General features: G+C 58.7%; 19 protein-coding genes and 2 pseudogenes. 10 read left to right on the top strand and 11 right to left on the bottom strand.

What is annotated here, in order from left to right; all coding sequences use genetic code 11:
* The first annotated feature begins 94 nt into the window (after window positions 1-94).
* Entirely contained in the window at window positions 95-2071 is a 1977-nt protein-coding gene (locus RBH71_RS23290; RefSeq protein WP_003513518.1) for an ABC transporter ATP-binding protein, read from the top strand.
* A 13-nt stretch (window positions 2072-2084) separates the two neighbouring features.
* Here RBH71_RS23290 and RBH71_RS23285 read toward each other — a convergent pair whose 3' ends face one another.
* Window positions 2085-3017 carry an endonuclease/exonuclease/phosphatase family protein gene (locus RBH71_RS23285; RefSeq protein ID WP_003513516.1) on the bottom strand — a complete coding sequence of 311 codons (933 nt, stop codon included), beginning with the start codon at window positions 3015-3017 and terminating at the stop codon, window positions 2085-2087.
* Window positions 3018-3327: 310 nt separating this feature from the next.
* On the opposite strand from RBH71_RS23285, the gene petA reads away from it, so the two are divergent.
* From petA to RBH71_RS23260, 5 genes and pseudogenes are all read left to right on the top strand, one after another.
* A complete protein-coding gene (gene petA / locus RBH71_RS23280; RefSeq protein WP_003513514.1) occupies window positions 3328-3906 on the top strand; it encodes a ubiquinol-cytochrome c reductase iron-sulfur subunit in 579 nt (192 codons plus the stop codon).
* Window positions 3907-3920: 14 nt separating this feature from the next.
* A pseudogene (locus RBH71_RS23275) lies at window positions 3921-5247 on the top strand (cytochrome b).
* A 22-nt stretch (window positions 5248-5269) separates the two neighbouring features.
* The gene (locus tag RBH71_RS23270; RefSeq protein WP_003513510.1) at window positions 5270-6154 is read left to right on the top strand and encodes a cytochrome c1; all 885 of its coding nucleotides are present in this window, start codon (window positions 5270-5272) and stop codon (window positions 6152-6154) included.
* 79 nt (window positions 6155-6233) lie between these two features.
* Entirely contained in the window at window positions 6234-6626 is a 393-nt protein-coding gene (locus tag RBH71_RS23265) for a GFA family protein (protein ID WP_003513508.1), read from the top strand.
* 90 nt (window positions 6627-6716) lie between these two features.
* A complete protein-coding gene (locus RBH71_RS23260; RefSeq protein WP_003513506.1) occupies window positions 6717-7259 on the top strand; it encodes an adenine phosphoribosyltransferase in 543 nt (180 codons plus the stop codon).
* A gap of 13 nt (window positions 7260-7272) precedes the next feature.
* Here RBH71_RS23260 and RBH71_RS23255 read toward each other — a convergent pair whose 3' ends face one another.
* The 4 genes and pseudogenes from RBH71_RS23255 to ychF form a co-directional block, all read right to left on the bottom strand.
* Window positions 7273-7908 carry a class I SAM-dependent methyltransferase gene (locus RBH71_RS23255; RefSeq protein WP_003513504.1) on the bottom strand — a complete coding sequence of 212 codons (636 nt, stop codon included), beginning with the start codon at window positions 7906-7908 and terminating at the stop codon, window positions 7273-7275.
* Between the two features lie 62 nt (window positions 7909-7970).
* Window positions 7971-8438 carry a MaoC family dehydratase gene (locus tag RBH71_RS23250; protein WP_003513502.1) on the bottom strand — a complete coding sequence of 156 codons (468 nt, stop codon included), beginning with the start codon at window positions 8436-8438 and terminating at the stop codon, window positions 7971-7973.
* Window positions 8435-8909, bottom strand: a pseudogene (locus RBH71_RS23245) (MaoC family dehydratase). Before RBH71_RS23245 ends, RBH71_RS23250 begins: the two are co-directional and overlap by 4 nt.
* A gap of 321 nt (window positions 8910-9230) precedes the next feature.
* Complete coding sequence (ychF, locus tag RBH71_RS23240) at window positions 9231-10334, bottom strand: redox-regulated ATPase YchF (RefSeq protein ID WP_003513497.1); 1104 nt, start codon at window positions 10332-10334, stop codon at window positions 9231-9233.
* Window positions 10335-10587: 253 nt separating this feature from the next.
* On the opposite strand from ychF, the gene clpS reads away from it, so the two are divergent.
* Window positions 10588-10899 carry an ATP-dependent Clp protease adapter ClpS gene (gene clpS / locus RBH71_RS23235; protein WP_003513495.1) on the top strand — a complete coding sequence of 104 codons (312 nt, stop codon included), beginning with the start codon at window positions 10588-10590 and terminating at the stop codon, window positions 10897-10899.
* A gap of 11 nt (window positions 10900-10910) precedes the next feature.
* Here the strand turns inward: clpS and RBH71_RS23230 are convergent, their stop codons facing one another.
* The 5 genes from RBH71_RS23230 to RBH71_RS23210 all read right to left on the bottom strand — a co-directional run bounded on the left by RBH71_RS23230 (window position 10911) and on the right by RBH71_RS23210 (window position 16220).
* On the bottom strand, window positions 10911-11363 hold the full coding sequence (locus RBH71_RS23230) for a GNAT family N-acetyltransferase (RefSeq protein WP_003513492.1): 453 nt from the start codon (window positions 11361-11363) through the stop codon (window positions 10911-10913).
* 6 nt (window positions 11364-11369) lie between these two features.
* Window positions 11370-12086 carry an aminoacyl-tRNA hydrolase gene (gene pth, locus RBH71_RS23225; protein WP_003513491.1) on the bottom strand — a complete coding sequence of 239 codons (717 nt, stop codon included), beginning with the start codon at window positions 12084-12086 and terminating at the stop codon, window positions 11370-11372.
* A gap of 101 nt (window positions 12087-12187) precedes the next feature.
* Window positions 12188-12901, bottom strand: coding sequence for a substrate-binding periplasmic protein (locus RBH71_RS23220; RefSeq protein WP_003513488.1), 714 nt, complete (start codon window positions 12899-12901; stop codon window positions 12188-12190).
* Between the two features lie 16 nt (window positions 12902-12917).
* Window positions 12918-15302, bottom strand: a complete 2385-nt coding sequence (locus RBH71_RS23215) for a bifunctional diguanylate cyclase/phosphodiesterase (RefSeq protein ID WP_003513486.1) — start codon at window positions 15300-15302, stop codon at window positions 12918-12920.
* 306 nt (window positions 15303-15608) lie between these two features.
* Window positions 15609-16220, bottom strand: coding sequence for a 50S ribosomal protein L25/general stress protein Ctc (locus RBH71_RS23210; protein WP_003513485.1), 612 nt, complete (start codon window positions 16218-16220; stop codon window positions 15609-15611).
* A 300-nt stretch (window positions 16221-16520) separates the two neighbouring features.
* On the opposite strand from RBH71_RS23210, the gene RBH71_RS23205 reads away from it, so the two are divergent.
* From RBH71_RS23205 to adh, 3 genes are all read left to right on the top strand, one after another.
* On the top strand, window positions 16521-18605 hold the full coding sequence (locus RBH71_RS23205; protein WP_026330768.1) for a putative bifunctional diguanylate cyclase/phosphodiesterase: 2085 nt from the start codon (window positions 16521-16523) through the stop codon (window positions 18603-18605).
* 107 nt (window positions 18606-18712) lie between these two features.
* Complete coding sequence (locus RBH71_RS23200; RefSeq protein ID WP_013636592.1) at window positions 18713-19672, top strand: helix-turn-helix domain-containing protein; 960 nt, start codon at window positions 18713-18715, stop codon at window positions 19670-19672.
* Between the two features lie 173 nt (window positions 19673-19845).
* A complete protein-coding gene (gene adh / locus RBH71_RS23195) occupies window positions 19846-21363 on the top strand; it encodes an aldehyde dehydrogenase (RefSeq protein WP_003513477.1) in 1518 nt (505 codons plus the stop codon).
* A 143-nt stretch (window positions 21364-21506) separates the two neighbouring features.
* On the opposite strand, the gene RBH71_RS23190 is transcribed toward adh, so the two are convergent.
* Window positions 21507-23774, bottom strand: coding sequence for a methyl-accepting chemotaxis protein (locus RBH71_RS23190; RefSeq protein ID WP_003513476.1), 2268 nt, complete (start codon window positions 23772-23774; stop codon window positions 21507-21509).
* Window positions 23775-23932: the final 158 nt, after the last annotated feature.

Genomic DNA, 23932 nt, shown 5'->3' with positions numbered 1-23932 from the left:
GACTTGAATCGCGCTTTACCCCGGATCTAGTCCTTGGTGACGGAGTGAGGATGCTGCGAGTGCGCAAAATCCAGGTGGATCTATCCAGAGGCCGGTGGAACATTCTTCGCCCTTTTTCATTTCCCGAACGTTACCGAAATATAATCTCTTCCCGAACGCTCTGCGGCTGTTCCCGCTCCGGGAATCCGCCTATATCCGGATCATGGTCATTACCCGCATCTTCGAGTTTTTCGAGAACTGGATAAAGCCCTTCGCCCGAAAGGACGATTTGCGGCCGCCGGAAAAGACGTCCGGTTTCATCTGGTTCTATATCTCGCAGGCCAAGGCGCCGTTTCTTGCCATGCTGGTGCTGGGCGGGTTGACGGCTGCCATTGAGGCTGCGCTTTTCTGGTTCGTCGGGCGGCTGGTCGACATTCTCTCGACCGTCAAGCCGGAAGAGGGCTGGGCTGGACTGCTGGCAGCCCATGGCGGCGAACTCGTCGGCATGCTGGTGTTGATCGGCATCGTGCGTTTTATCGTCACCATGGTGACCGCGCTGGTGGACCAACAGATCATCACGCCCGGCTTTTACAATTTGGTGCGCTGGCAATCCTATATGCATGTGGCGCGGCAATCGCTGACTTTTTTCCAGAATGATTTTTCCGGCCGCATCGTTACCAAGGTCTGGTCGGGCGGGCAGGCGGCAGGCGATCTTGTCACCTCGCTGATGGAAAGCGTCTGGTTCGTCGGCATCTACTCCGTCTCGATGCTGCTGCTGATCGGCGGACTGGACTGGCGGCTTGCCGTCGTCGTCCTCGTCTGGGTGCTGATCTTTTCGCTGCTGGCGCGTTATTTCGTGCCGCGCATCCGCTCCCATTCGAAAGAAACGGCGGAGGCAGCCTCCATGCTTTCCGGCCGGATGGTGGATGCATACAGCAATATCCAGACGCTCAGGCTGTTCGGGCGCGACGATGCCAATGACCGCTACATGCGGCAGGGCTTCGATATCTTCCAGAACGCAACGATGACGTTCACGCGGTTCATCACCGGTGTGCGCGCCTCGATGGCGCTGCTGTCTGGTGTGATGATCACGTCGATGGCGGCGCTGTGTATCGACCTTTGGCTGTCCGGCAAGATCAGTTCCGGCGCTGTCGCCTTCACGCTGGCACTGGTTCTGCGCCTCAACTTCCTGCTCGGGCGATTGATGACGCAGTTCAACGGCATCATGCGCAATTTCGGCACGGTGCAGAATGCGGCGGAACTGATTTCGCAGCCGATCGGCCTTGTGGACGCGCCGGATGCGACAGTGCTGGACGTGAAAAGTCCAAGTATCCGCTTCGAAAACGTCAGCTTCCATTATGGGCGGGCGAACGGGGTCATCGACAATCTTAATCTCGATATCAAGGCGGGGGAGAAGGTCGGCATCGTCGGACGCTCCGGCGCGGGCAAATCCACCCTCGTCAATCTGCTGCTGCGGTTTTACGATGTCGAGAAAGGCCGCATCCTCATTGATGGGCAGGATATAGCCAAGGTCACCCAGGAATCACTGCGCGCCCATATCGGCATGGTCACGCAGGATACATCGCTGCTGCACCGTTCTATCAGAGACAACATCATGTTCGGGCGCACGGATGCCACCGAAGCGCAATTGCTGGAGGCGACGCGCCGGGCCAAGGCGGATGAGTTCATTGCACGGCTGGAAGACCAGCGCGGCCGCACGGGTTTCGACGCGCATGTCGGCGAACGCGGCGTGAAATTGTCCGGAGGCCAGCGCCAGCGCATCGCCATTGCCCGCGTGATGCTGAAGGATGCGCCGATCCTCGTCCTCGACGAGGCGACGTCTGCGCTTGATTCGGAAGTAGAAGCGGCGATCCAGAGCAATCTGGATGAGTTGATGCAGGGCAAGACAGTGCTGGCCATCGCCCACCGTCTGTCAACAATTGCTGCTCTCGACCGGCTGATCGTCATGGATCAGGGCCGTATCGTCGAGCAGGGCAGCCATTCAGATCTCGTCTCGCAGGGCAGACTTTATTCGGAACTCTGGGCGCGACAGTCGGGCGGCTTCCTTGCTGTGGACGAGGCGGCCCAATAGGGTCTTTCGGCAGCTATTTCCCGATCATGAAATCCGCCATCAGGCCGAAATGATTGGAACCGAGGCTGTCGGGGAGACGGGTGGTTTTCAAGAGCGTGGCCGGTTCGCGGGCGAAGATATGGTCGATGGCGATGCCGAAGCGACCTGCCTTCGTCGGCCATGTGGCGGGTTCCCATGGCGCTTTCTTCAGGTCGTTGGCGGCGAGGAAGTCGCGCATGTCGGGAGCGATGCTGGCCGAATTGAAATCTCCGGCCAGAATGAGCGGCCCGGTAACGCGAAAGAGAATTTCGCTGACTTCGTCCAGCTCGTCCCGGTGATAGTCGTCGAAATAGGGTTTGGTGATGTGACCTGCGGCGAGCGTCAGCTTCGTGCCGTCGAACTCGATGCTGGCGATGGCGAAACGGTCGCGGCGCAGGTCGCTGAGGCTATGGAAACGGCCCTCCAGCAGCGGCCGCTTTGACAGGATCAAAAGATCACAGGTCGGTGTTCCCGCATAGCAGCCAAGCCTGTGGGGGTAGGTTTGCTGCAGACGCGGCAGAACCGATTCCAGCGCAGCCGCCTCGAACAGATAGACAGCATCCGCGTCTGATTCGAGAATCCTGTCGGCAATCGCATCCGCATTGGCGGCGTTATCCATCAATACGTTGAAGGACAACAGCCGGAAGGGTCTGGCGCCAGGTGCCGCATTGGCGCTTGTCGAGAATTCCATGAGCATGGCGACGGCGTGGATGGCGAGTGCAAGCGACCAGATGATGAGGAAAGCGGAAATCGCGTCACGCGTCAGCCAAAATACCAGGCATGACAGCAGGATACAGACGAAGGCGATGTGAAGCTGGAAACTGGTGACGAAGGCTAAAAGCCAGAAATCCGTCACATAACGCAGGCTGGCGATGAAAAGTACGGCAGCCACGACCGTGGAGACCATGCACGAGAGCTTCGCCGTCATCCGAATCCCTGCTTTCCAAGCTCTCCCTTGATGTCTCGTAACATGCCGCAAGGGTGGGCACAATGTTGCCCGCTTGCCGGGGCTCAGGAAAAAATGAGAAACAAATCCGCCCCTTCTGGCAGAATTACGGCAGCTTTGTGTGCTTTGCTCTTGCCAAGTCAGTCAATATTTTGCGATCAAACAGAATGACGCGGTTTCTCAAACGCCGCGAGGATGACCGAGACGGTGGGACGGAGATTGTCTTGGATCAAATCATAGCGGGAGGACTCATGCGATTTACGGCAAAAACAGCGCAGAGGATGGTGTAGCGGTGAGCGAGCACGTAACCAATCACGACGCCTCGGGTGAACCGACCCGTCGCGATTTTCTTTATCTAGTAACCGGAATGACGGGCGCCGTTGGTGCCGCCGCAGTGGCATGGCCCTTTATCGACCAGATGCGTCCAGACGCATCGACGCTGGCGCTTGCCTCCATCGAGGTGAACGTCGCGGCGGTCGAGCCGGGCATGTCGCTGACCGTGAAGTGGCGCGGCAAGCCGATTTTCATCCGTAACCGCACGGAAAAGGAAATCGGCGAAGCCAATGCGGTCGCTCTTGCCGATCTCAAGGATCCGGTGGCGCGCAACGCCAACATTGCCCCCGACGCGCAGGCGACGGACATTGACCGTTCCGCCGGTCAGGGCAAAGAAAACTGGATCGTCATGATCGGTTCCTGCACCCATCTCGGTTGCGTTCCGCTCGGCCAGGCCGGCGATTTCGGCGGTTGGTTCTGTCCCTGCCATGGCTCGCATTACGATACGGCGGGCCGCATACGTAAGGGTCCGGCGCCGCAGAACCTCGCCATCCCGACATTTGCATTCACATCCGATACTGTGATCAAGATCGGATAAGGGGACAGATATTTATGAGTGGTCATTCCAGTTATCAGCCGTCCACCGGCATCGAGAGGTGGATCGATCTCGCGGCTTCCCTTGCCGCGCATGATCTATGACAGCTTCGTTGCCTATCCTGTCCCGCGTAATCTGAACTACGCCTACACATTTGGCGCGATGCTGGCTGTCATGCTGATCGTGCAGATCCTCACCGGCGTCGTGCTTGCCATGCATTACGCCGCTGAAACGACGGTTGCCTTCAATTCCGTCGAAAAGATCATGCGCGACGTCAACCACGGCTGGCTGTTGCGCTACATGCACGCCAACGGTGCATCGTTCTTCTTCATCGCGGTTTACCTGCACATCGCCCGTGGACTTTATTACGGCTCCTACAAGGCGCCACGCGAAATCCTCTGGATTCTCGGCTGTGTGATCTATCTCTTGATGATGGCGACGGGCTTCATGGGCTACGTGCTTCCCTGGGGTCAGATGTCCTTCTGGGGTGCAACTGTTATCACCGGCTTCTTCACGGCTTTCCCGGGCATAGGTGAGTGGATCCAGCAGTTCCTGCTCGGCGGCTTTGCGGTGGACAATCCGACGCTCAACCGCTTCTTCGCGCTCCACTACCTGCTTCCGTTCATGATTGCGGGTGTCGTCATCCTGCATATCTGGGCGCTGCATGTGACCGGCCAGACCAATCCGACCGGTGTGGAAGTGAAGAGCAAGACCGATACGGTGCCCTTCACGCCCTATGCGACGCTGAAGGATGCGCTCGGTGTTTCGGTGTTCCTCATCGCTTATGCGTGGTTCGTCTTCTACATGCCGAACTTCCTCGGCCACCCTGATAACTACATCATGGCGGATCCTTTGAAGACACCGGCGCATATCGTGCCCGAATGGTATTACCTGCCGTTCTACGCGATGCTGCGCGCTGTCACCGTCAACATCGGGCCGATCGATTCCAAGCTCGGTGGCGTTCTCGTCATGTTCGGCGCGATCATCGTGCTGTTCTTCCTGCCCTGGCTCGATACGTCGAAGGTTCGCTCCGCCGTCTATCGTCCCTGGTACAAGCTGTTCTTCTGGCTGTTCGTGGTCAACGCCATCATACTTGGTTGGCTGGGTTCGCGCCCTGCGGAAGGTAGCGGCCTGCTCGGCCTGCTCTTCGGAGGCGATATCAAAGGCAACTACGTCGGCTTTTCGCAGCTTGGTACGTTCTATTACTTCGGTTTCTTCCTCGTCATCATGCCGATCCTCGGTCTGGTCGAAACGCCGCGGCGTATTCCGAATTCGATTACCGAGGCCGTTCTGGAAAAGAACGCCGCCAAGAAGACTGCCGCGCCAGCGGCCGCCCAAGTCTGAGCGCGAAGGAAGGATGACGACAATGAAGAAGCTTGTAACGAGCATCGCGCTTATCGCTGCCATCGGCTGTTCCGCCGCCGCTTTTGCGGCGGAGGAGAGCCACGATCTCGCCACCAAGACCGAGCATGCGATCGCCGGCGGTCACTTCCCGGTCATCAAGCCCGAGGAGCAGAGCTGGTCTTTTGCCGGACCTTTCGGCAAATACGACAAGGGCCAGCTGCAGCGCGGCCTGAAGGTCTACAAGGAAGTCTGCTCTGCCTGCCATTCGATGAGCCTCGTTTCCTTCCGCACGCTGGGCGATCTCGGTTATTCGGAAGAGCAGGTGAAGGCCTTTGCTGCGGAATATGAAGTGCAGGACGGGCCGAACGCCGACGGCGAAATGTATAATCGCAAGGCTGTGCCTTCCGACCATTTCCCCTCGCCATTCCCGAACCACGAAGCGGCTGCTGCTGCCAATGGCGGAGCTGCACCACCGGACATGTCGCTGCTTGCCAAGGCGCGCGGCGTGGAGCGTGGCTTTCCGCAGTTCGTCATCGACATGATTCCGATCATCGGCGGTTATCAGGAAGGCGGCCCGGACTACATCCATGCGCTGCTGACCGGATACCAGGACGCGCCTGCCGGCGTTGAAGTGTCGGAAGGCACGCATTTCAACCCGTATTTCGCCAGTGCCGTGGCGCTGAAGATGGCGCCGCCGATCAGCGCCGATCAGGTGACTTACGACGACGGTGCGCCGCAGACGGTGGATCAATATTCCAAGGACGTGTCCGCTTTCCTGATGTGGGCCGCAGAACCGCATCTGGAAGCACGCAAGCGCACCGGCTTCATGGTCATGGTGTTCCTGTTCATCTTCACGGCGCTGATCTATCTCACCAAGAAATCGGTCTACGCCAACAAGGAACATTGACCGGCTTCAAATGCCTGCAATCATTGGCCCCCATGGTCTTGCCCTGGGGGCCTTTTCATGTGTCGAAGGAGGATGAGAAATGGCGAAAGTCCGGAGCGGTGGCTGCCTGTGCGGTTCCGTCCGTTTCGAGGCCACGGGTGAACCCGGCAATCCGCACAGCTGCTCCTGCGATATCTGCCAGCGGCACTCCGGCGCTTCCAGCCTTGCCTGGGTGGAGTTTGCGAGCGATGCAGTGGTCTGGACGGGAGAGCGCGGTGCGCCCATGGTTTTCCGGTCTTCCGATTATTCCAGCCGTGCGTTTTGCGCAGTCTGCGGCAGCACGCTTGGCGCCATCGACGATGCACCGACTGTCGCCCTCGTTTCCGGCTCTTTTGACGACAGAAATGACGAGGCGCTACGGCCTCTGTCGCATTCCTTCGCGGATGTATGCCCGGTCTGGGCGCGGATCGAGGGAATGTCGGGGCAGGAATGAGCGACGGTCCTTTTTAGTTGGTCCGCAGCCACCAAGTTGATAGGGTGGCCCGAACCTTCTGATCCATTTCCCAATCTAACTGGAAATACCATGACCGTTATCGCTTCGGAGCTTTCCGCTGCCATCCGCTCCATTCCCGACTATCCGAAGCCGGGCATCATCTTCAGGGACATCACGACTCTGCTTGGCAATCCGCGCGCTTTCCGCCGTGCCGTGGACGAGCTTGTGCAGCCCTATGCGGGGACGAAGATCGACAAGATCGCTGGCATGGAAGCGCGTGGCTTCATTCTGGGCGGAGCGGTGGCGCACCAGCTTTCCGCCGGTTTCGTGCCCATCCGCAAGAAAGGCAAGCTGCCGCACACCACCGTGCGCGTGGCCTACAGCCTTGAATATGGTGTCGACGAAATGGAAATGCATGTGGATGCCGTGCAGCCGGGCGAAAAGGTGATTCTGGTCGACGACCTGATCGCGACCGGCGGCACAGCCGAAGGCGCGGTCAAGCTCTTGCGGCAGATGGGCGCGGAAATCGTTTCGGCCTGCTTCGTCATCGATCTGCCCGATCTCGGCGGCCGCAGGAAGCTGGAAAACCTCGGTGTCGAAGTGCGGACACTGGTGGAGTTTTCGGGGCATTGAGGCCGGTTTCCGGCTAGGAATGTTGCGACAGGCCGGCGTTTTTTCCGGTCTTTCGTAGTGCGATCCATGTCCAGTGGACGCCCATGGCGCGATTACCCGCCTGAATGGAAGCAACTTCTACCTGTCGTATCAACGTGAACCCCAGACGGGCTGCATTGCCCGTCGTTTCCGCTGGTGAAATGGGAAAAGCACGGCGGCCTTCGGGTGCGGGGCCGTGACGCAGGGACATGATCAGCAATCCGCGCTCTGCCGTCATCTCCGAGAGGCTTTCCATGGCGGTCTGCCGTGCCTCGTCATCGATATGGTGCCAGACGCCGCACAGCGTAACCAGATCGAACGGTTCGTGGCGGCGCGCTTTCATCAGATCGGGCAAACAGTCGTCAAGCCAGGTTATCTTGTGCGAGAGGTGCAATCTCTTTCCGGGTTCACGCAGTTCCTTGACCGGCTCTATCGCCAGAACATCATGGCCGCATTCGGCAAACCAGGCGGCATCGCGACCGGTGCCGCTGCCAATATCCGCGACGCGGGCCGGTGTGACCGGCAACAGATCGATGACCGGTGCGTAGATTTCCCGGCAATCCAGTCCATCGAACCTGGCAATCAGGTCCGGCGTTGCCGCTTCAGCATAACCCTGTAGGATATCGTTCATTCTTGCCTTCCGCCGCGACGCCGATTCCGAGGGTATCGCGCGCGGGCTATCTCGGCCAGCCGCTATTCGAACTCCAGAACCCCGCTCTGGAAGGTCATCACGGTTTCTCCGGACTGGTTCACGCCCTCGTTGAAGGTGGTGTTCAGCCAAACCCCGGCTCTTGATTCCAGTGGTCGGGCATCGAGCAATGTGACGAAATAGGTGACATCGTCTCCGGCGAAAACCGGCTTTTTCCATTTGAGTTCACGAAAGCCGGGGGAGGGGCCAAGTTTCGGTGGTTCAAGGCCAAGTTGTTTCAGCCTCTTCACTTCCTTGCCCCAATGGGAAAGGAAACATTTCATCCAGCCAGCGCCGGTGTGCCAACCGGAAGCGCAGAGCGCGCCGAAGACGCTGTTTTTCGCCGCTTCGGCATCGAGATGAAAGGGCTGCGGATCGAAATCGCGGGCGAAACGGACAATGTCTTCGGCGGAAAAATGCAATGTGTCGAGGGTGACCCGTTCGCCGATCGGGGAAAGTTCTGCCAGTCTCATGCCGCAAGGCCTCCGTCCGCACGCATCAGGAACATCACGGTGTTTTCGCCGTGCGATACCAGAACGCCGCGCTGGTTATAAAGCTCATGGCGAAACTTCACGAGGCCGATGCCGGGGCGTGAGCTGGAGGTGCGCTGTTCCAGAACAATGGATTTTCCCGAAAGCGTATCGCCAGCCAGAACCGGCTTTTTCCAGTCGACATAATCGATGCCGGGGCTGCCCTGCGATGTCAGAATCGCTGATATAGCTCTCCGCCATCATTCGCATCAGCAGGGCGCAGGTGTGCCAGCCGGATGCCGCCAGCCCGCCGAGAATGCTCTGGCGGCCAGCCTCTTCGGACAGATGCATGGGCTGGGGGTCGAACTCGCTGGCGAATTCGATGATTTGTGCTGCAGAAATCGATTGCGGTCCCAAGGGAAATTCCCGTCCAACGGAAAAATCCTCATAGGCATATGTCGCGACCGGCGCCATGGCTTCCTCCCTTGCCTAGTCGATGTCACCGGCATCTAAAATGATTTTTCCCTTTACGTAAAGGTCAAATCGAGAGTGCGTTTGCGGCGTAGGGAGATCCTATTGAGAGAGCGAGTGCGGCATACTGCCTTCTCCCAGAGGGGGAGAAGGTCGCGATAGCGGAATGAGGGGCAAGGGTCGTGAGATTCGCCAGCCTTGCCTCCTCATCCGATCCTCCGGGCTATCTTCCCCCGCCGGAAGAAGAAACAAGCCACAGGTCTGTGTCACTTCGGTTAGCGCGTCAAAAGACGCGATGTGACCGCCGCCGCGCTCAAGGCCAGATCAGGTATTAAAGCGGAAGTGGATGACGTCGCCGTCCTGGACGACATATTCCTTGCCTTCGTCGCGTCCCTTGCCGGCTTCCTTGGCACCAACTTCGCCCTTGTAGGCGATGTAGTCGTCATAGGCGATGGTAAAGGCGCGGATGAAGCCGCGTTCGAAATCGGTATGGATGACGCCGGCGGCAGCGGGCGCTTTGGTGCCGCGCACGATCGTCCAGGCGCGCGTTTCCTTCGGGCCGACGGTGAAATAGGTGATGAGGTCGAGCAGGTGGTAGCCGGCGCGGATCAACCGGTCGAGACCGGCTTCGGTGAGCCCGAGGGCCGAGAGGAATTCTTCGGCTTCATCGGCCGGAAGCTGCGCGACTTCGGCCTCGATCGCCGCCGAGATGATCACGCATTCGGCGCCCTGTTGCTTTGCCATCTCCGCGACAGCCGCGGTGTGCTCGTTGCCGGTGGATGCGTCGGCTTCAGAGACGTTGCAGACATAAAGCACCGGGTGCGACGTCAGGAGATTGAGGCCCTTGAGGATTTCGATTTCCTCGTCCGCCAGTGTCTTCAAAAGCAGACGTGCCGGTTTTCCGTCGTTGAGCAGGGCAATTACGGCTTCCATCACCGGCAGTTGGGCCAAGGATTCCTTGTCCTTGCTGGTGGCGCGCTTGCGCGTCTGCTCGACGCGGCGTTCCAGGCTTTCGAGGTCGGCGAGCATCAGTTCCGTCTCGATCGTGTCGGCATCGCCAACCGGATTGATGCGGCCTTCCACATGGGTGATGTCGTCGTCCTCGAAGCAGCGCAGCACATGCACGACGGCATCGACTTCGCGGATATTGGCGAGGAACTTGTTGCCGAGACCTTCACCCTTCGATGCGCCGCGCACCAGGCCGGCAATGTCCACGAAGGAAATGCGGGTCGGAATGATTTCCTTCGATCCGGCAATGGCCGCGAGCTGCTGCATGCGGGGGTCAGGCACGGCAACTTCGCCGGTGTTGGGCTCGATGGTGCAGAAGGGATAGTTGGCGGCCTGCGCGGCCGCCGTTTTCGTCAGCGCGTTGAAGAGGGTGGACTTGCCGACATTCGGCAGCCCGACGATACCGCATTTGAAGCCCATGGCTTGAAACCTGTCCGTTTGAAAGAATTCGTTGAGGAGCCTTTTGCGGAAAGGGCAGGGCAAGGTCAAGCCCGGGGGCCGATTTGGGCGGGCAAAGCCCCGCGAATGGCGCGGAATTTTGCGCGAGTGCGGGGCCGGGGTTGTCGATGCTGCGGTTGCGGCGCAATATGCGCCGGTCGAGCAACCGATCTTTCGTCATCAACGGGGATTTTCCCCATGGGCTACAATTGAGTGACAATCACGGGCGACAATGATGAGTGACAGTCCTGTTGATCTCAAACCGAAACCGAAAGTCAAACCGAAGCTGGAGCGGCCTAAGCTCTACAAGGTCATTCTGCTGAATGACGACTATACGCCGCGCGACTTCGTCACCCTGGTGTTGAAGGTCGTCTTCCACATGGGCGAGGACACCGGCCACCGGGTGATGATGACGGCGCATCGCTTCGGAAGCGCGGTCGTCGTTGTCTGCGAGCGCGACATTGCCGAGACCAAGGCCAAGGAGGCGAACGATCTTGGCAAGGAGGCCGGGTTTCCGCTGATGTTCACCACCGAGCCGGAGGAGTGACGGCTTTATGCTCAATCCCGCCGGATCTGAAAACCCGTCTTGTTCTGAATGAAACCGCAGCTTTCGTAGAAGGCATGCACCTCAGGACGCTGCCGGCCGGTCAGCAGCATCACCTTGTAGCAATTTGCGGCAAAGGCGGTCTCGATGGCGTGGCGCACGACTGCGCGGCCATATCCCCGGCCGCGACGGCTTTCCAGCGTCACTACATTTTCGATGAAGGCATAGGGACGGGCAGCGCGCGTCAGGTTCGGGATGACGAGAAGCGTGGCGGTTGCAACGGGTTCCTGGTCTTCCATGGCAAAGAACACGGTGAGGCAGGGTTGGCCGAGCATGGCGGCGAAAACCGTGCTTGCCTCTTGCGCCGTCAGTTGCGGGTCCGAAGGGTTCAGCGCCTGGTAAAGTTCGAGCAGTTTCGGCAGATCGTCCGGGCCAGCTTTGCGAAGGCTCATGGTCTCTGAAGACATCTGCGCTCAATCCTTCTTGCCGAACATCCGCTTCAGCATCTCTGCCATCGGTCCGGTTTCCGGCAGTTTTTTCGGTTGGGCGTTGTTGCGCGCCTGATGGATGTGGGATTGCGCGGCGGGCTTGGCCGCCTTGGCCGGTTTTTCCGTTTCCGGCTTGCTGCCGGTGGCAAGCGCCAGCTTGTTCATCAGCTGCGAATCCTCTGATTTCACCAGCATGGCGGCATTGTCGGCAATGGCGTCCAGCAGCGGATCGAGCCAGACCCGGTCGGTCTTGGCGAAATCACCGAGAACGTGGCCATGCACCCGCTCCTTGTCGCCGGGATGGCCGATGCCGAGGCGCAGGCGGCGGTATTCCTTGCCGCAATGGGCGTCGATCGATTTCAGGCCATTATGGCCGCCATGGCCGCCGCCGGTCTTGATGCGCGCGCGGCCTGCAAGCAAATCGAGTTCATCATGGATGACGATAATGTCTGCCGGTGCAAGCTTGAAGAAACGCATGGCCTCGCCGACGGATTCACCCGACAGGTTCATGTAGGTGAGGGGCTTCATCAGCAGAACTTTCTCACCGCCTATTTCGCCTTCGGAAATCTCCGCCTTGAATTTCCGCGCCCAGGGCGAGAAGGAAGGCAGGCGCTGCAGCGCATCCACGGCCATGAAGCCGATGTTGTGACGGTTTCCCGCATATTGGGCGCCGGGGTTACCAAGGCCTGCGATGATCTTCATGGGGCATGTCCGCTTTTTTGCCTGACGATGCTGTTGTCACCACCCCGAAATGTTCCGGCTGTCAATCTTTTTATGGATTTTTTGATGTCGCGAGCGGGCGCTCAAGGGCTGACGAGTTTGTAGCGGTCGAATATGCTCTGTTGCGTTCCATCGGCGATCAGTCTGTCCAGGCGCGCCTGCAATTTTGCAATGACCTCGTCTGGAACGCTTTTGTTGCAGGCAAGACCCAGCTGTTGCCGCGCCAGCGTTATCACTTCCCTGAACTTGCCTGGGGGTTGGCTTTTGAAAGTGCTTTCCGACATCGGCATCAGGTCGATGCGGCCTGCGTTCAGCTTGTGAAGCGTGATCTGGAAATCAGCACCGACATCCACATGCTCGAAACCGAGGTTGCCAAGAAGGACCTCGGTGTAGTCGCCACGCTGGGTGCCGACCCGGTATTTTCTCGCGTCTTCCAGACTGGAGACGTTGATATCCGCATTCTGGCGCGCCACGAGGACGTTGCGGTCGCTATGGATCGGCGAGACCCATTTGAATAATTTTTCCCGTTCGGACGTTCTCGCCGTGGCAAAGACGCAATGCATGGCCTTCGTTGTGGCCAATGCGATCGCCCGCGCCCAGGGCATGACTGCGACCTCGTAATCGGTGCCGGTATCCTCAAGTACGATCTTGAGCTGGTCGATATAAACACCCGCCACGCTGCCGTCGTCGTTTTGCAGATTATAAGGTGGGTAAACCTCGGTGGTCAGGAAAAGCTTGGCTGCGCTGGCCGGGCCGGCAAGAGCAAGAAAGATCAGACAAAAGCGGATCAATCCCATGGCTGCTCCCACCCGTTTACGCCTGTCGCGCCGCGGCGCGGTCTGCGCCGTTATCCGCATTCAATGCAGCGATCAGCCTTTCTATGGGCTGCGGTCGCGCAAAATAATAGCCCTGTCCGTAATCCGCACCTATCACTGTCAGAAGCTCCTTCTGCTCTTCCGTCTCGACGCCTTCGGCGATGACGGAGCAATTCATCTTGTGTGAGATTGCGGCGATACCCTCGACCAGCATGCGGCTGCGCTGCCTTATCTCCACCGTGTCGTCGCAGATCGAGCGCGTGAAGGACTGATCGATCTTGACGATGTCGACCGGAAAACGGCTGAGATAGCTTAGCGACGAATAACCGGTGCCGAAATCGTCCAGCGCGATGCGGCAGCCCAGCTGGTGAATGGCATTGAGGATCGCCCGGATTTGCGGATCGTCCTTCATGATGACCGCCTCGGTTATCTCGATAATCAGCCGTTTGGGGAGAATGCCGTAGCGGTGAAGGACGCCGGCGATACGGGTCGGCAATCCCGGTTCGAACTGCAGCGGCGAAAAATTCACCGCCACATAGGATTGCTCCATGCCGGGCAGGTGCGACAGTCTGGCCAGATTGGCGATTGACTGGTCGAGGATGACATTGCCGATGCGATGGATGGTGCCGTTTTCTTCCGCAAGGCTGATGATCGTGGCGGGAGAAAGCAATCCCTTGTCCGGATGGTTGAGACGCAACAGTGCCTCGAAACCCGCCGTCTGGCCCGTTGCAAGATCTTGAATCGGCTGGAAATAAGCCTCGAACCAATTGTCCGAAAGCGCCTGCGCGATATCCCGTTCCAGTTCCGCATGTTCGCGCGCCCGGTCCATGATCGAGCTGTCGAAGATCTGCGAGCCATTCTTGCCCGTTCTCTTGCGGGTATACATGGCCATGTCGGCATTCTGCAAAAGTTCGGATGCGCTTGCGGCATGCAGCGGGTAGATCGCCATGCCGATGCTGGCGCTGAGACGGATGCTGTTGCCTTCGATCTCGAAGGGCGTGTCCAGCATGGTGCAAATCCGCTCGCAGAACAGCTGGGCGCGCTCCTCCACCTTGTCGCCGGCAAGCAGAATGGCGAATTCGTCGCCGCCCAGACGCGATGCGCTGTCCAGCGGTGTCAGCAGTGGTTCGATTTTCAGCGTGAATTCCCGCAGAACCGCATCGCCTGCCGCATGGCCGAGATTGTCGTTGATGGCCTTGAACCGGTCGAGGTCTATGAAAAGGCATGCCAGTTCGCTGCCGTTCCTGTCTGCGTCACGGATCTGCACGTCGAGAATGGCCTCGAAACCCTGGCGATTGAAGAGGCCGGTCAAATGGTCGGAAATGGCCTGCTGGCGGTTGCGCTTTTCCGACTGGCGCAACTCCGTCACATCAGTCATGACGCAGAGATATGTGCCCTGATGTGCGTTGCCGGAATCAAGGGCTTTTTCAAGGATGAGGGCGTCCATAACGCTGCCATCCATGCAATGAAAACGCACCGTTATACCCGCATGTGCGGCGTCGGGCGAATGTTGCGCCGCCTTGCGCTGCAGGAAAAGGGACCGGTCATCCGGGTGGATGAGGTCGGCGAAATTCAGGCCGAGTATTCTGGCCCGATCATAACCGGTCGCCTGCACCCAATAGTCGCTGACCGCGGCAATCCGGTCGTATCTGTCAAGCGAGAACAGCATGGCGGGTGTGCGATTGTAGATTTCCGTCTTCCGCTCATGGGCATGCTTGATTTCCAGCTCTTCCTTTTCAAGCTGGGTCTGCATTTCGTTGAAGCTTTTTGCCAGCCTGCCGATCTCATCCTTCGAGCGCCAGTCGACATGGTGGCGGGAGCCGACGCGGCGCGTCGCTTCTATCGCTGCCGCCAGCCGCATCAGCGGACGGATGACCATGAAGCGGTTGCCGGCGATGGCCGCAAGAACGGTGGTGAGAATGGCGAGAATGAAAATTGTGATGAACGCCAGTTCGGTGCGGCTGAGAGAGGTCAGAAGACCGATATCGTCGTAATAGACTGTCAGTTGCCCGACGGTGACGACACCGTTTGTGGTTTTGTAGGTCACTTCGCGGGTCGTGGAGGCTGCATCCTGAATGATGTCGCTGCCGGCCGTCTGGATGATGTCCAGCTGGCCAGAGGTATCCTTGACCTCGACCATGCGGATCACGGGGTCGGAAACGAGGGTGCCGGTAATCTGATTTATGGTGTCGTCGTCGAGATCCCATAGCGGGCGGGCAAGCGCCTGCGCATTGGTTGACAGCAGAATCTCAAGGTGATTGCGCTGGCTACGGATAGCCTCGTGATAGGAGAGGGTCAGCAAAAGGGTGAAAAGCGGGGCGACCACTGTGAGAAGTGCACCGGAAACAATCGCGATAAAGCGACTTTCGACGGAATGAGCCATGTTCTATTGCAGTACCCTCTACCCCAGATAACTGCGCCCCGTTTCCGCCCCGTCCGGAGAGACATCCTTGAGGTTTTCGGCAACGGCCTTGTATCCTCACTGTATTTCTTCAACCCGTCCGGTGTTTTCACGATAACGCAATGGGCATCGTTTCATGGAATTGTTAATTCACGCTGAAACGGGACCGGCATCCTGCACGCGGCGAGAGGTTTTTGCTTTTAAAGTTCATAAAAACTAAAAGGCCCGTTCCGAAAAACGGAACGGGCCTTTTAGCTCAAATCTATCTGGCCTTATGGCCGCAGATTATTATTCAGAAGCTTCGCCGGCTTCTTCTTCTTCTTCAGCAACGCCGCCAGCCGGAGCAACGATCGTTGCGATCGTGAAGTCACGGTCGGCGATTACAGGCGTGATGTTCTTCGGCAGCTTCACATTCGAAATGTGAACGCTGTCGCCGATCTTCAGACCGGAGAGATCAACCGTGATGAATTCCGGAATGTCGTTGGCCGGGCAGTGGAATTCCACCGTGTGGCGAACGATGTTCAGAACGCCGCCGATCTTGATTTCCGACTTTTCTTCGTTTTCGAAGTGAACCGGAACTTCAACGTTGACGAGCGTGTTGCCCGAAACGCGCAGGAAGTCGACGTGCATGGTGAAGTCGCGGACCGGATCAAGCTGGTAGTCCTTCGGCAGGACCTTGATCTTCTTGCCGTCGACGTCGATTACCGCCACAGTCGTCATGAAGCCGCCAGCGTGGATACGCTTGGTTACTTCGTTGGTCGACAGAGCGATGGAAATGGGGGCCTGCTTGTCACCATAGATGACAGCGGGAATCAAACCGTTGCGGCGAAGTTCACGAGAGGACCCCTTACCAACTCGTTCGCGCGCCTCGGCCTTGAGCTCATACGATTCTTTGCTCATGGCAATTCCTTTCGAGGTTATATGGAGAGTTCATGCCCGCGGGCGCTGAACTGGAGAGGCTAAAAGCCATCTCGCCCGCGTTGCCTCCAAGGGTGTCTACACGGGTGCGGGCGCTATAATACAAACGGAAGACAAAGACAAGAGCGGCCGTTTTCCACGGATGCTATGCTGTGATTTTATTAGACTTGTCTAATTCACTCGTGCATTGCAACTTTTAATATATGCTTATCCATTCATATAAACCGGCTGCAAACTTGGCAAGTGATAAGGCTGCCTGGAATTCCAATTGCGTAGATGACAATGCTTAAAGTTCTCCAGTGCCTTACCGTCGATCATGACTTCCGATACACCACAGCAGCGGTCCTCGTCTGCATGCTGGGGAGCTTCGTCACGATGCGTCTTTTCTCGAGGGCGCGTCAGGCGAGGGGTTGGCAAAAGGTCAACTGGCTGTTTCTGGCTGGTGTCAATGGTGGGTCGGCGATATGGACCACCCATTTCGTGGCGATGCTGGGTTATGTCGCTGCCGGGGAGGTGGGTTACGATCCCTATCTGACCGGGCTTTCGCTTCTTATCGCCATTGCCACAACGACAACCGGCTTTGCCATTTCCGCCTATGGCGGACGCACGGCCCTGGTGGAAGCGGGTGGTGCGACAGTCGGTCTCGGTATTGCGGCCATGCATTATACCGGCATGGCTGCCTATCAGATTCAGGGCATGATTTTCTGGAACCAGACCTACGTCATCGCTTCGCTGGTCCTCGGGGCTGTATTCGGCGCGCTCGCGGTCAATCGCATCGCGCGCCCAGTCAACCGGTTTTGCCAATATAGCTCGGTTGCGTTCCTCATCCTGGCCATCGCCTCCATGCATTACACCGGCATGGCCTCGATGTTGTTCGAGTTCGATCCGCGCATCGTCATTTCGGAAAGTCTGCTGCCGCCCGCCATCATGGGTGGGGGCGCCATCGCCGTGACGCTTCTCCTGCTGGCGCTCGGGCTTTCCACCTATGTCATCGACGCCCAGTCCACCCAGCAGGCGGTCGCCCGCTATCGTCATCTTTCGCTCCACGATCCGCTGACGGGCATTCCGAACCGCGCGGCATTTATCGAACATCTCAACCGCCGCACGCGCCATCTCTCCATGGGCGCGCACACGGCGCTTTTGTCCATCGATCTCAACCGCTTCAAGGAAATCAACGACGTTCACGGCCATGCGGCGGGCGATGCCGTGCTGCGCGCCATTGCCGACCGCGCAAGTTCCGTTCTGAAAGCCGGGGAGTTTCTGGCGCGTATGGGCGGGGATGAATTCGTGGCGATGACCCATTCCTATTATACCCGCGCCGATGGTGCGGAATTCGCCCAGCGGCTGATCGAGCAGATCAGCAGGCCGGTCGAATGGAATGGGCAGACATTTTCGGTCGGCGCGAGTGTGGGCATATCGGTGCGCAATACCGGCGCCATTGACGCCGACACGCTGATGGCGCAGGCCGATGTCGCCATGTATCGGGCAAAAGGCGGGAATTCCGACACGATCTGCTTTTACGACAAGTCCATGGATGAAGCCGCACGCGAACGCAACGCGCTTGCCGTGGCCATGCGCAGCGGTCTCGCCAACAGCGAGTTCGAGCTTTATTACCAGCAGCAGAATGATACCAAGAGCGGCAGCATCGTCGGTTTCGAGGCACTGTTGCGCTGGAAACATCCGGAACGCGGTATGATCTCGCCCGTCGAATTCATTCCGATCGCGGAGCAGACCGGCTTTATCGTCGAATTGGGCGAATGGGTTCTGCGCGAAGCCTGCGCGCAGGCGGCTCTCTGGAAAAAATCGCTTTCCATCGCCGTCAATGTTGCCCCGCAGCAGCTTGCGGACAATGATTTCCCCGAGAAGGTCGAGAAGATTCTTAGGGAGACGGCGCTTGCGCCTGAGAGGCTTGAGCTTGAAATCACCGAAGGCAGCATCATCGCCGACCACCGCCACGCGCTGATTACGATCCGCAAACTCAAGGCGCTCGGCGTCAAGATCGCCATGGACGATTACGGCACGGGCTATTCCTCCCTGTCGACCCTGCAGAGCTTTCCCTTCGACAAGATCAAGATCGACCGGGCCTTTATCGATGGCCTGTCGACCAATGTGCAGTCGGAGGCGATCGTTCGCTCCACGCTCATTCTGGCGCATAGCCTCAATATTCCGGTGCTTGCGGAAGGTGTCGAGACGAAGGCCCATATCGAGTTCCTTCGCCGCGAAGGCTGCCTGCAGGTGCAGGGCTTCTTCTTCGGCAGGCCCGGTCCCTTGACCTCCATCGCCAATCTCGTCGACGACACGTTCCTCTCGACGGAGGACGAGCCGGAGGTCACCACCACCGGCCAACGCTATTTCAAGGCGGTATGATATCAGGCGCAGCCCGCGGTTGCGCTGACGGATGCAGGTCGCAAAGTTTTTAGTTGAAACGTGAACGCTTCCAGCGCACCATTGCCGAAAAGCTTTGGGAGGAGCGAATGCCGACAGACATCGCCCATGCGGACCGCGTGTATGAAACAGCGCGCCAACGTTCCGCAGCCGCAAGTTCTCCGATTATCGCCTCATGGCGCCGTTGCATGGTCACGCACCGTCTTGCGCCGGAGGAAAACCGCAAGCCGATCTTTCTTACCGACGTCGAATTCCGCCGCGCACGCGAAAGTGCGGCGGGCCTGATTGCCGAAAGCACGGATGAACTCGACCGCATTTTTCACAGTGTCGGCAAATCCGGCTGCTGCCTGCTTTTGACCGACGCCCAGGGCGTCGCGCTGGAGCGCCGGGGTGCTGCCGGCGACGATCGTGATTTCCGGGCGCTTGGTCTCTGGTCCGGCGCCGTCTGGAGCGAAGCGAGCGTCGGAACCAACGGTATTGGAACGGCACTTGCCGACGAGCGTTCGGTGGTGGTCTATCGCGATCAGCATTTCTTCACATCGAACACGGAACTCTGCTGCACCACGGCCCCGATCCGCGACCATACCGGCCGGGTGACGGGCGCTCTCGATATTTCCACGTGCCGCGACGACATCAACGAAATGACGTTTTCTTTCGTCACGCAGGCGGTGCGGGATGCGGCGCAGCGTATCGAGGGCAATCTCTTCCGCCGGGCCTTTCCCGGCGCGCGCATCGTTGTGGTGCCTACGGGTTTCAGTCCGGCACTTTCCTTGCTTGCCGTCGATCAGGACGATCTCGTGCTTGGGGCGACGCGCGCGGCGCGCCTTGCGCTGAAGCTCGATGACCATCGCATTGCGCAGGGGCTGCCCGCCGCCGATGTGTTGCAGGAACAGCGTCACGACGGCGGTTCCGATCTTGAGGAGGCGGAACGTTCGGCTTTGCGCCGGGTTCTGTCGCGCACCAATGGCAATGTCACGCAGGCCGCGTCCCTGCTCGGCATCAGCCGCGCCACGCTTCATCGCAAGATGAAGAAATTCGACGTGCATTGAGGCTACCTGAGACGATACCCGCTCAATTCAGCGGGATCGGAGCGGGTTTGTCGCAGATGTGAGACAATGTGCGCTGCGGAACCGCGCCGTACCACTACCCGCCACGATCATCTAGGCCCACCTTCCTGTCATGCGGTCCGTCGCGGATCGTTTTCATCAGGGAGGATGAAATCATGAATATTCAGGTTCAGCACAAAGCTGGCGAAGCGCCCTTCAAGCTGAAATACGGAAATTTCATTGGCGGCAAATGGGTGGAGCCGAAATCCGGCCGCTACATGGACAATCTGTCGCCGGTAACGGGTCACAAGATTTGTGAGGTTCCGCGCTCCGATGCGGCCGATATCGAACTCGCACTGGATGCCGCCCACCAGGCGCGGGAGAAGTGGGGCAAGACGAGCGTTACCGAACGTTCCAACATCCTGCTCAAGATCGCCCAGCGCATCGAGGACAATCTGGATCTCATCGCACGGGCCGAAACCTGGGATAACGGCAAGCCGCTACGCGAGACCACCAATGCGGATATTCCGCTGACGATCGACCATTTCCGCTATTTCGCGGGCTGCATCCGCGCGCAGGAAGGCACGATCGGCGAAATCGACAATGACACGGTCGCTTATCATTTCCATGAGCCTCTCGGTGTCGTCGGCCAGATTATTCCGTGGAACTTCCCGATCCTTATGGCCGCATGGAAACTTGCACCGGCACTCGCCGCCGGCAACTGCGTGGTACTGAAGCCGGCGGAACAGACGCCTGCTTCTATTCTGGTGGTGATGGAGCTTATCGAAGACCTGCTGCCGCCGGGCGTGCTCAACATCGTCAACGGCACTGGTGTTGAAGCGGGCAAGCCGCTGGCGCAGAGCAAGCGCATCGCCAAGATCGCCTTCACCGGCTCCACCCCCGTCGGCAAGGAAATCATGCGTTATGCGGCCGACAATGTCACAAACATCACGCTGGAACTGGGCGGCAAGTCGCCGAACATCTTCTTTGCCGATGTGATGAATGAAGACGACGCCTTCCTTGACAAGGCGCTTGAAGGTTTCGCCTTCTTCGCGCTCAATCAGGGCGAAGTCTGCACGTGCCCGTCGCGTGCGCTGGTGCATGAATCGATCTACGACCGCTTTATGGAAAAGGCGATCAAGCGCGTTCAGGCCATCAGCCAGGACGACCCGCTCAATCCGTCGACCATGCTGGGTGCGCAGGCCTCGCAGGAACAGTTCGACAAGATCATGCGCTATCTGGATATCGGCAAGAAGGAAGGCGCAAAGGTTCTGACCGGCGGTGACCGCAAGACGCTCACGGGCGATCTTAAGGACGGTTATTACATTCAGCCGACGGTCTTCGAAGGCAACAACAAGATGCGGGTTTTCCAGGAGGAAATCTTCGGTCCTGTCGTTTCGGTCACCACCTTCAAGACGGTGGAAGAAGCGCTCGAAATCGCCAATGACACGGTTTACGGTCTTGGCGCTGGCGTCTGGAGCCGCGATACCAATATCGCCTATCGCGCTGGTCGTGGCATCGAAGCGGGCCGCGTTTGGACCAATTGCTACCACGTCTATCCGGCCGGTGCCGCCTTTGGTGGTTACAAGCAGTCAGGCATTGGTCGCGAGACCCACAAGATGATGCTCGATCACTACCAGCAGACCAAGAACCTGCTCGTATCCTACAGCCCGAACAAGGTTGGCTTCTTCTGAGTTCCTCCCCGGAAGCCGGCGACGGACCGTCCTGATTTCCGGCCGCCGGCGAGTTCCCAGGGGCTTCGGTCCCTGGGAACCCGGATGAAGTTCAGCAAAATAAAAGGCCGGAGGTTTTGCCTCCGGCCTTTTTTTACTGCGGACTATGCCGCGTAACGCTGGTCGCGGTTTCGGGTGGCACCTACGGAGAACTGGCCCACCTGTTTGGTCAGGCCATCAGCTTCGCTTGCGAGCGAGAAGGCCGCAGCCGTCGTTTCCTCCACCATCGCCGCGTTCTGCTGCGTTACATGGTCGAGTTCGTTGACGGAGGCGTTGATTTCGCCGAGGCGGCCGGATTGTTCGCGCGAAGCTGTGGCGATTTCACCGATCTGATCGTTGACCGACTGGATGCGTTTCTGGATCTGCTCGAGGCTTTCTCCGGTTTTCAGCACCAGTGCCACGCCGCTTTCCACATCGCCCGCAGAGGTGGCGATGAGCGTCGTGATATCCCGTGCGGCAGCCGCCGATTTCTGCGCGAGTTCCCGCACTTCCTGTGCCACGACCGCAAAGCCCTTTCCGGCCTCACCGGCGCGGGCGGCCTCAACCCCGGCGTTCAGCGCCAGAAGATTGGTCTGGAAGGCAATCTGGTCGATGACGTCGATGATCTGGCGGATCTTGGACGACGACGTCTCGATCCGCTCCATGGCGACGATCGCTTCTTTGACGACAGCGGTGGATTTATGGGCATCCTGCATGGTTTCCGCCGTCGTTCCGACTGCGACGTCGCAGCGGGAGAGGGAAACGTTGACGGCCTGCGTCATGTCTCCAAGTGCGGCGGCTGCTTCTTCGAGGGCGGCCGCCTGGCGTTCCGTGCGCCGCGACAGATCTTCCGATGCGCTTTTCAGCTCGCCGGAGCCGGAGCGGATGGCATTGGCGCTTTCGCCGATGCTGGAGATCGTCGCATCCAGCCCCGCTATGGAGTTGTTGAAATCGACGCGCAGATGGTCGAGCGACGGCACGAAGGGTTTTTCAATGCGAAGATCGAGCCTGCCCGCAGCAAGATTGGCAAGGCCGGTCGCAAGCGCATCGACTGCTTCTTCCAGTTCCTTTGCACTTCTTGCCTTTTCCATCTCACGCTGGGCACGTTCCTCGTCCAGTTCTTCGCTTTTGCGATGGGACTCGGTTTCCATGCGCTGCTTGTCGAGAATGCCCTGGCGGAAGGATTCCAGTGCGCGCGCCATGGTGCCGATTTCGTCACCACGGGAAACGGCCTTGATCTCAATATTATGGTCACCACCGTTCAGACGTTCCATCAACCCGGCAAGGCCGGTCAGCGGCTTGGTCAGGCTGGCGGAAACGAAAATGCCGATGAGTGTCATGACGGCAAGCACCGCAAGTGTTGCAAGCGTTGCCCAGAAGGCGAGATCATTGGCCGCTGCCAGCACCTTGCCCTCCTGCTGGCCGATGGCCAGAAGATGCTTCTGTCCGAAAACGGAGACCGGACGATAGGCGTAGAAGATGCTGCCCGCAGGGGTCTTCGCCATGACCGTTCCGGCTTCGCTGGCACCTGTAAGTGCCGCGAGACTTTCGGAAACGGCGACACCAGCCCCACCGGAGAGCACGCCCGCGCGAAGTTTGCCTTCAGCGCTCAGAAGAACGGCGTCGTCGATGGACTTGCCGGTTTCCTCAGGTGTTACCACCGCACCGATACGGTCTGCGGAAATGCGCATGATGACGGCGCCCTTGCGCTGCAACTGGCCCCAGTTCGAGACCGCAAGCGGCATGCCGATCAGGGCCGAGTCATTGGTGCCGCCATCGCTGAACCCAGTTGTGCTGATGACACCGTCCTTGCCGGCCTCGATGCGGTCGAACAATTCCTTGATCGTGCTGTTTTGCGGTTCCGTCACATTGGTCAGGAAGTTCTTGCCCTTGGTCACGGAATAGATAATGAGGCCTGCCTTGTCGATGACGTAGATGTCGCTGACCCGGGTGTTGCGCCAGACGCTGGCAATGGCCGCGTTGATCGTGGCGTGGCGAATGGCATAGAGCAGCCGCAAGCCTTCACCGTTGAAGGAGGCGCGCTCCTCCTCGGATACGCCCTCGCGGCGGAATGCCTGAATGATCGCATCCTTTTCCGTCGGTACGACCGTGGTCATGGTTTCCAGCGCCTGAGCGATCGCAGCGTTCTGCGACAGCTCGGAAATGCTTTGTTCGACGCGCAGCGTATAGGCATCAAGCTGTTTGGACTGGTTTCCCGCAACCGTCTCGAGCCTGATCTTGCTGGCGTCGATCAGGCCGGACTTGCCCATTTCGTATGACAGCAGCCCAACGGCCAGGCACGAAACCAGCGTCGCGCCCGTGACGAGTGCTGCGAATTTGGCCTTTATTGACAATGATTTAGCTTTGACAGCAGTCGGATTTGCACCCGGCATCCTGTTTCCTCCCCCCAAAAGAACGTTGCGGTACCGTCGCAACAATTGTTTACGGTCGCGTTAAGCTTGGCGGGGAATTGTATGATTATTTCCCGCATACCGTGAAAAAATCCAAGGCCCTGGCCGGCCATTCTCCGTAATAAAACTGCAATGGAACA

This window comes from Rhizobium sp. AN68 (genome assembly GCF_030758035.1).
GTDB lineage: Bacteria > Pseudomonadota > Alphaproteobacteria > Rhizobiales > Rhizobiaceae > Agrobacterium > Agrobacterium tumefaciens.
Note: the sequence above shows the minus strand (reverse complement) of the source record. Positions and strands in the feature narration are given on the sequence as shown.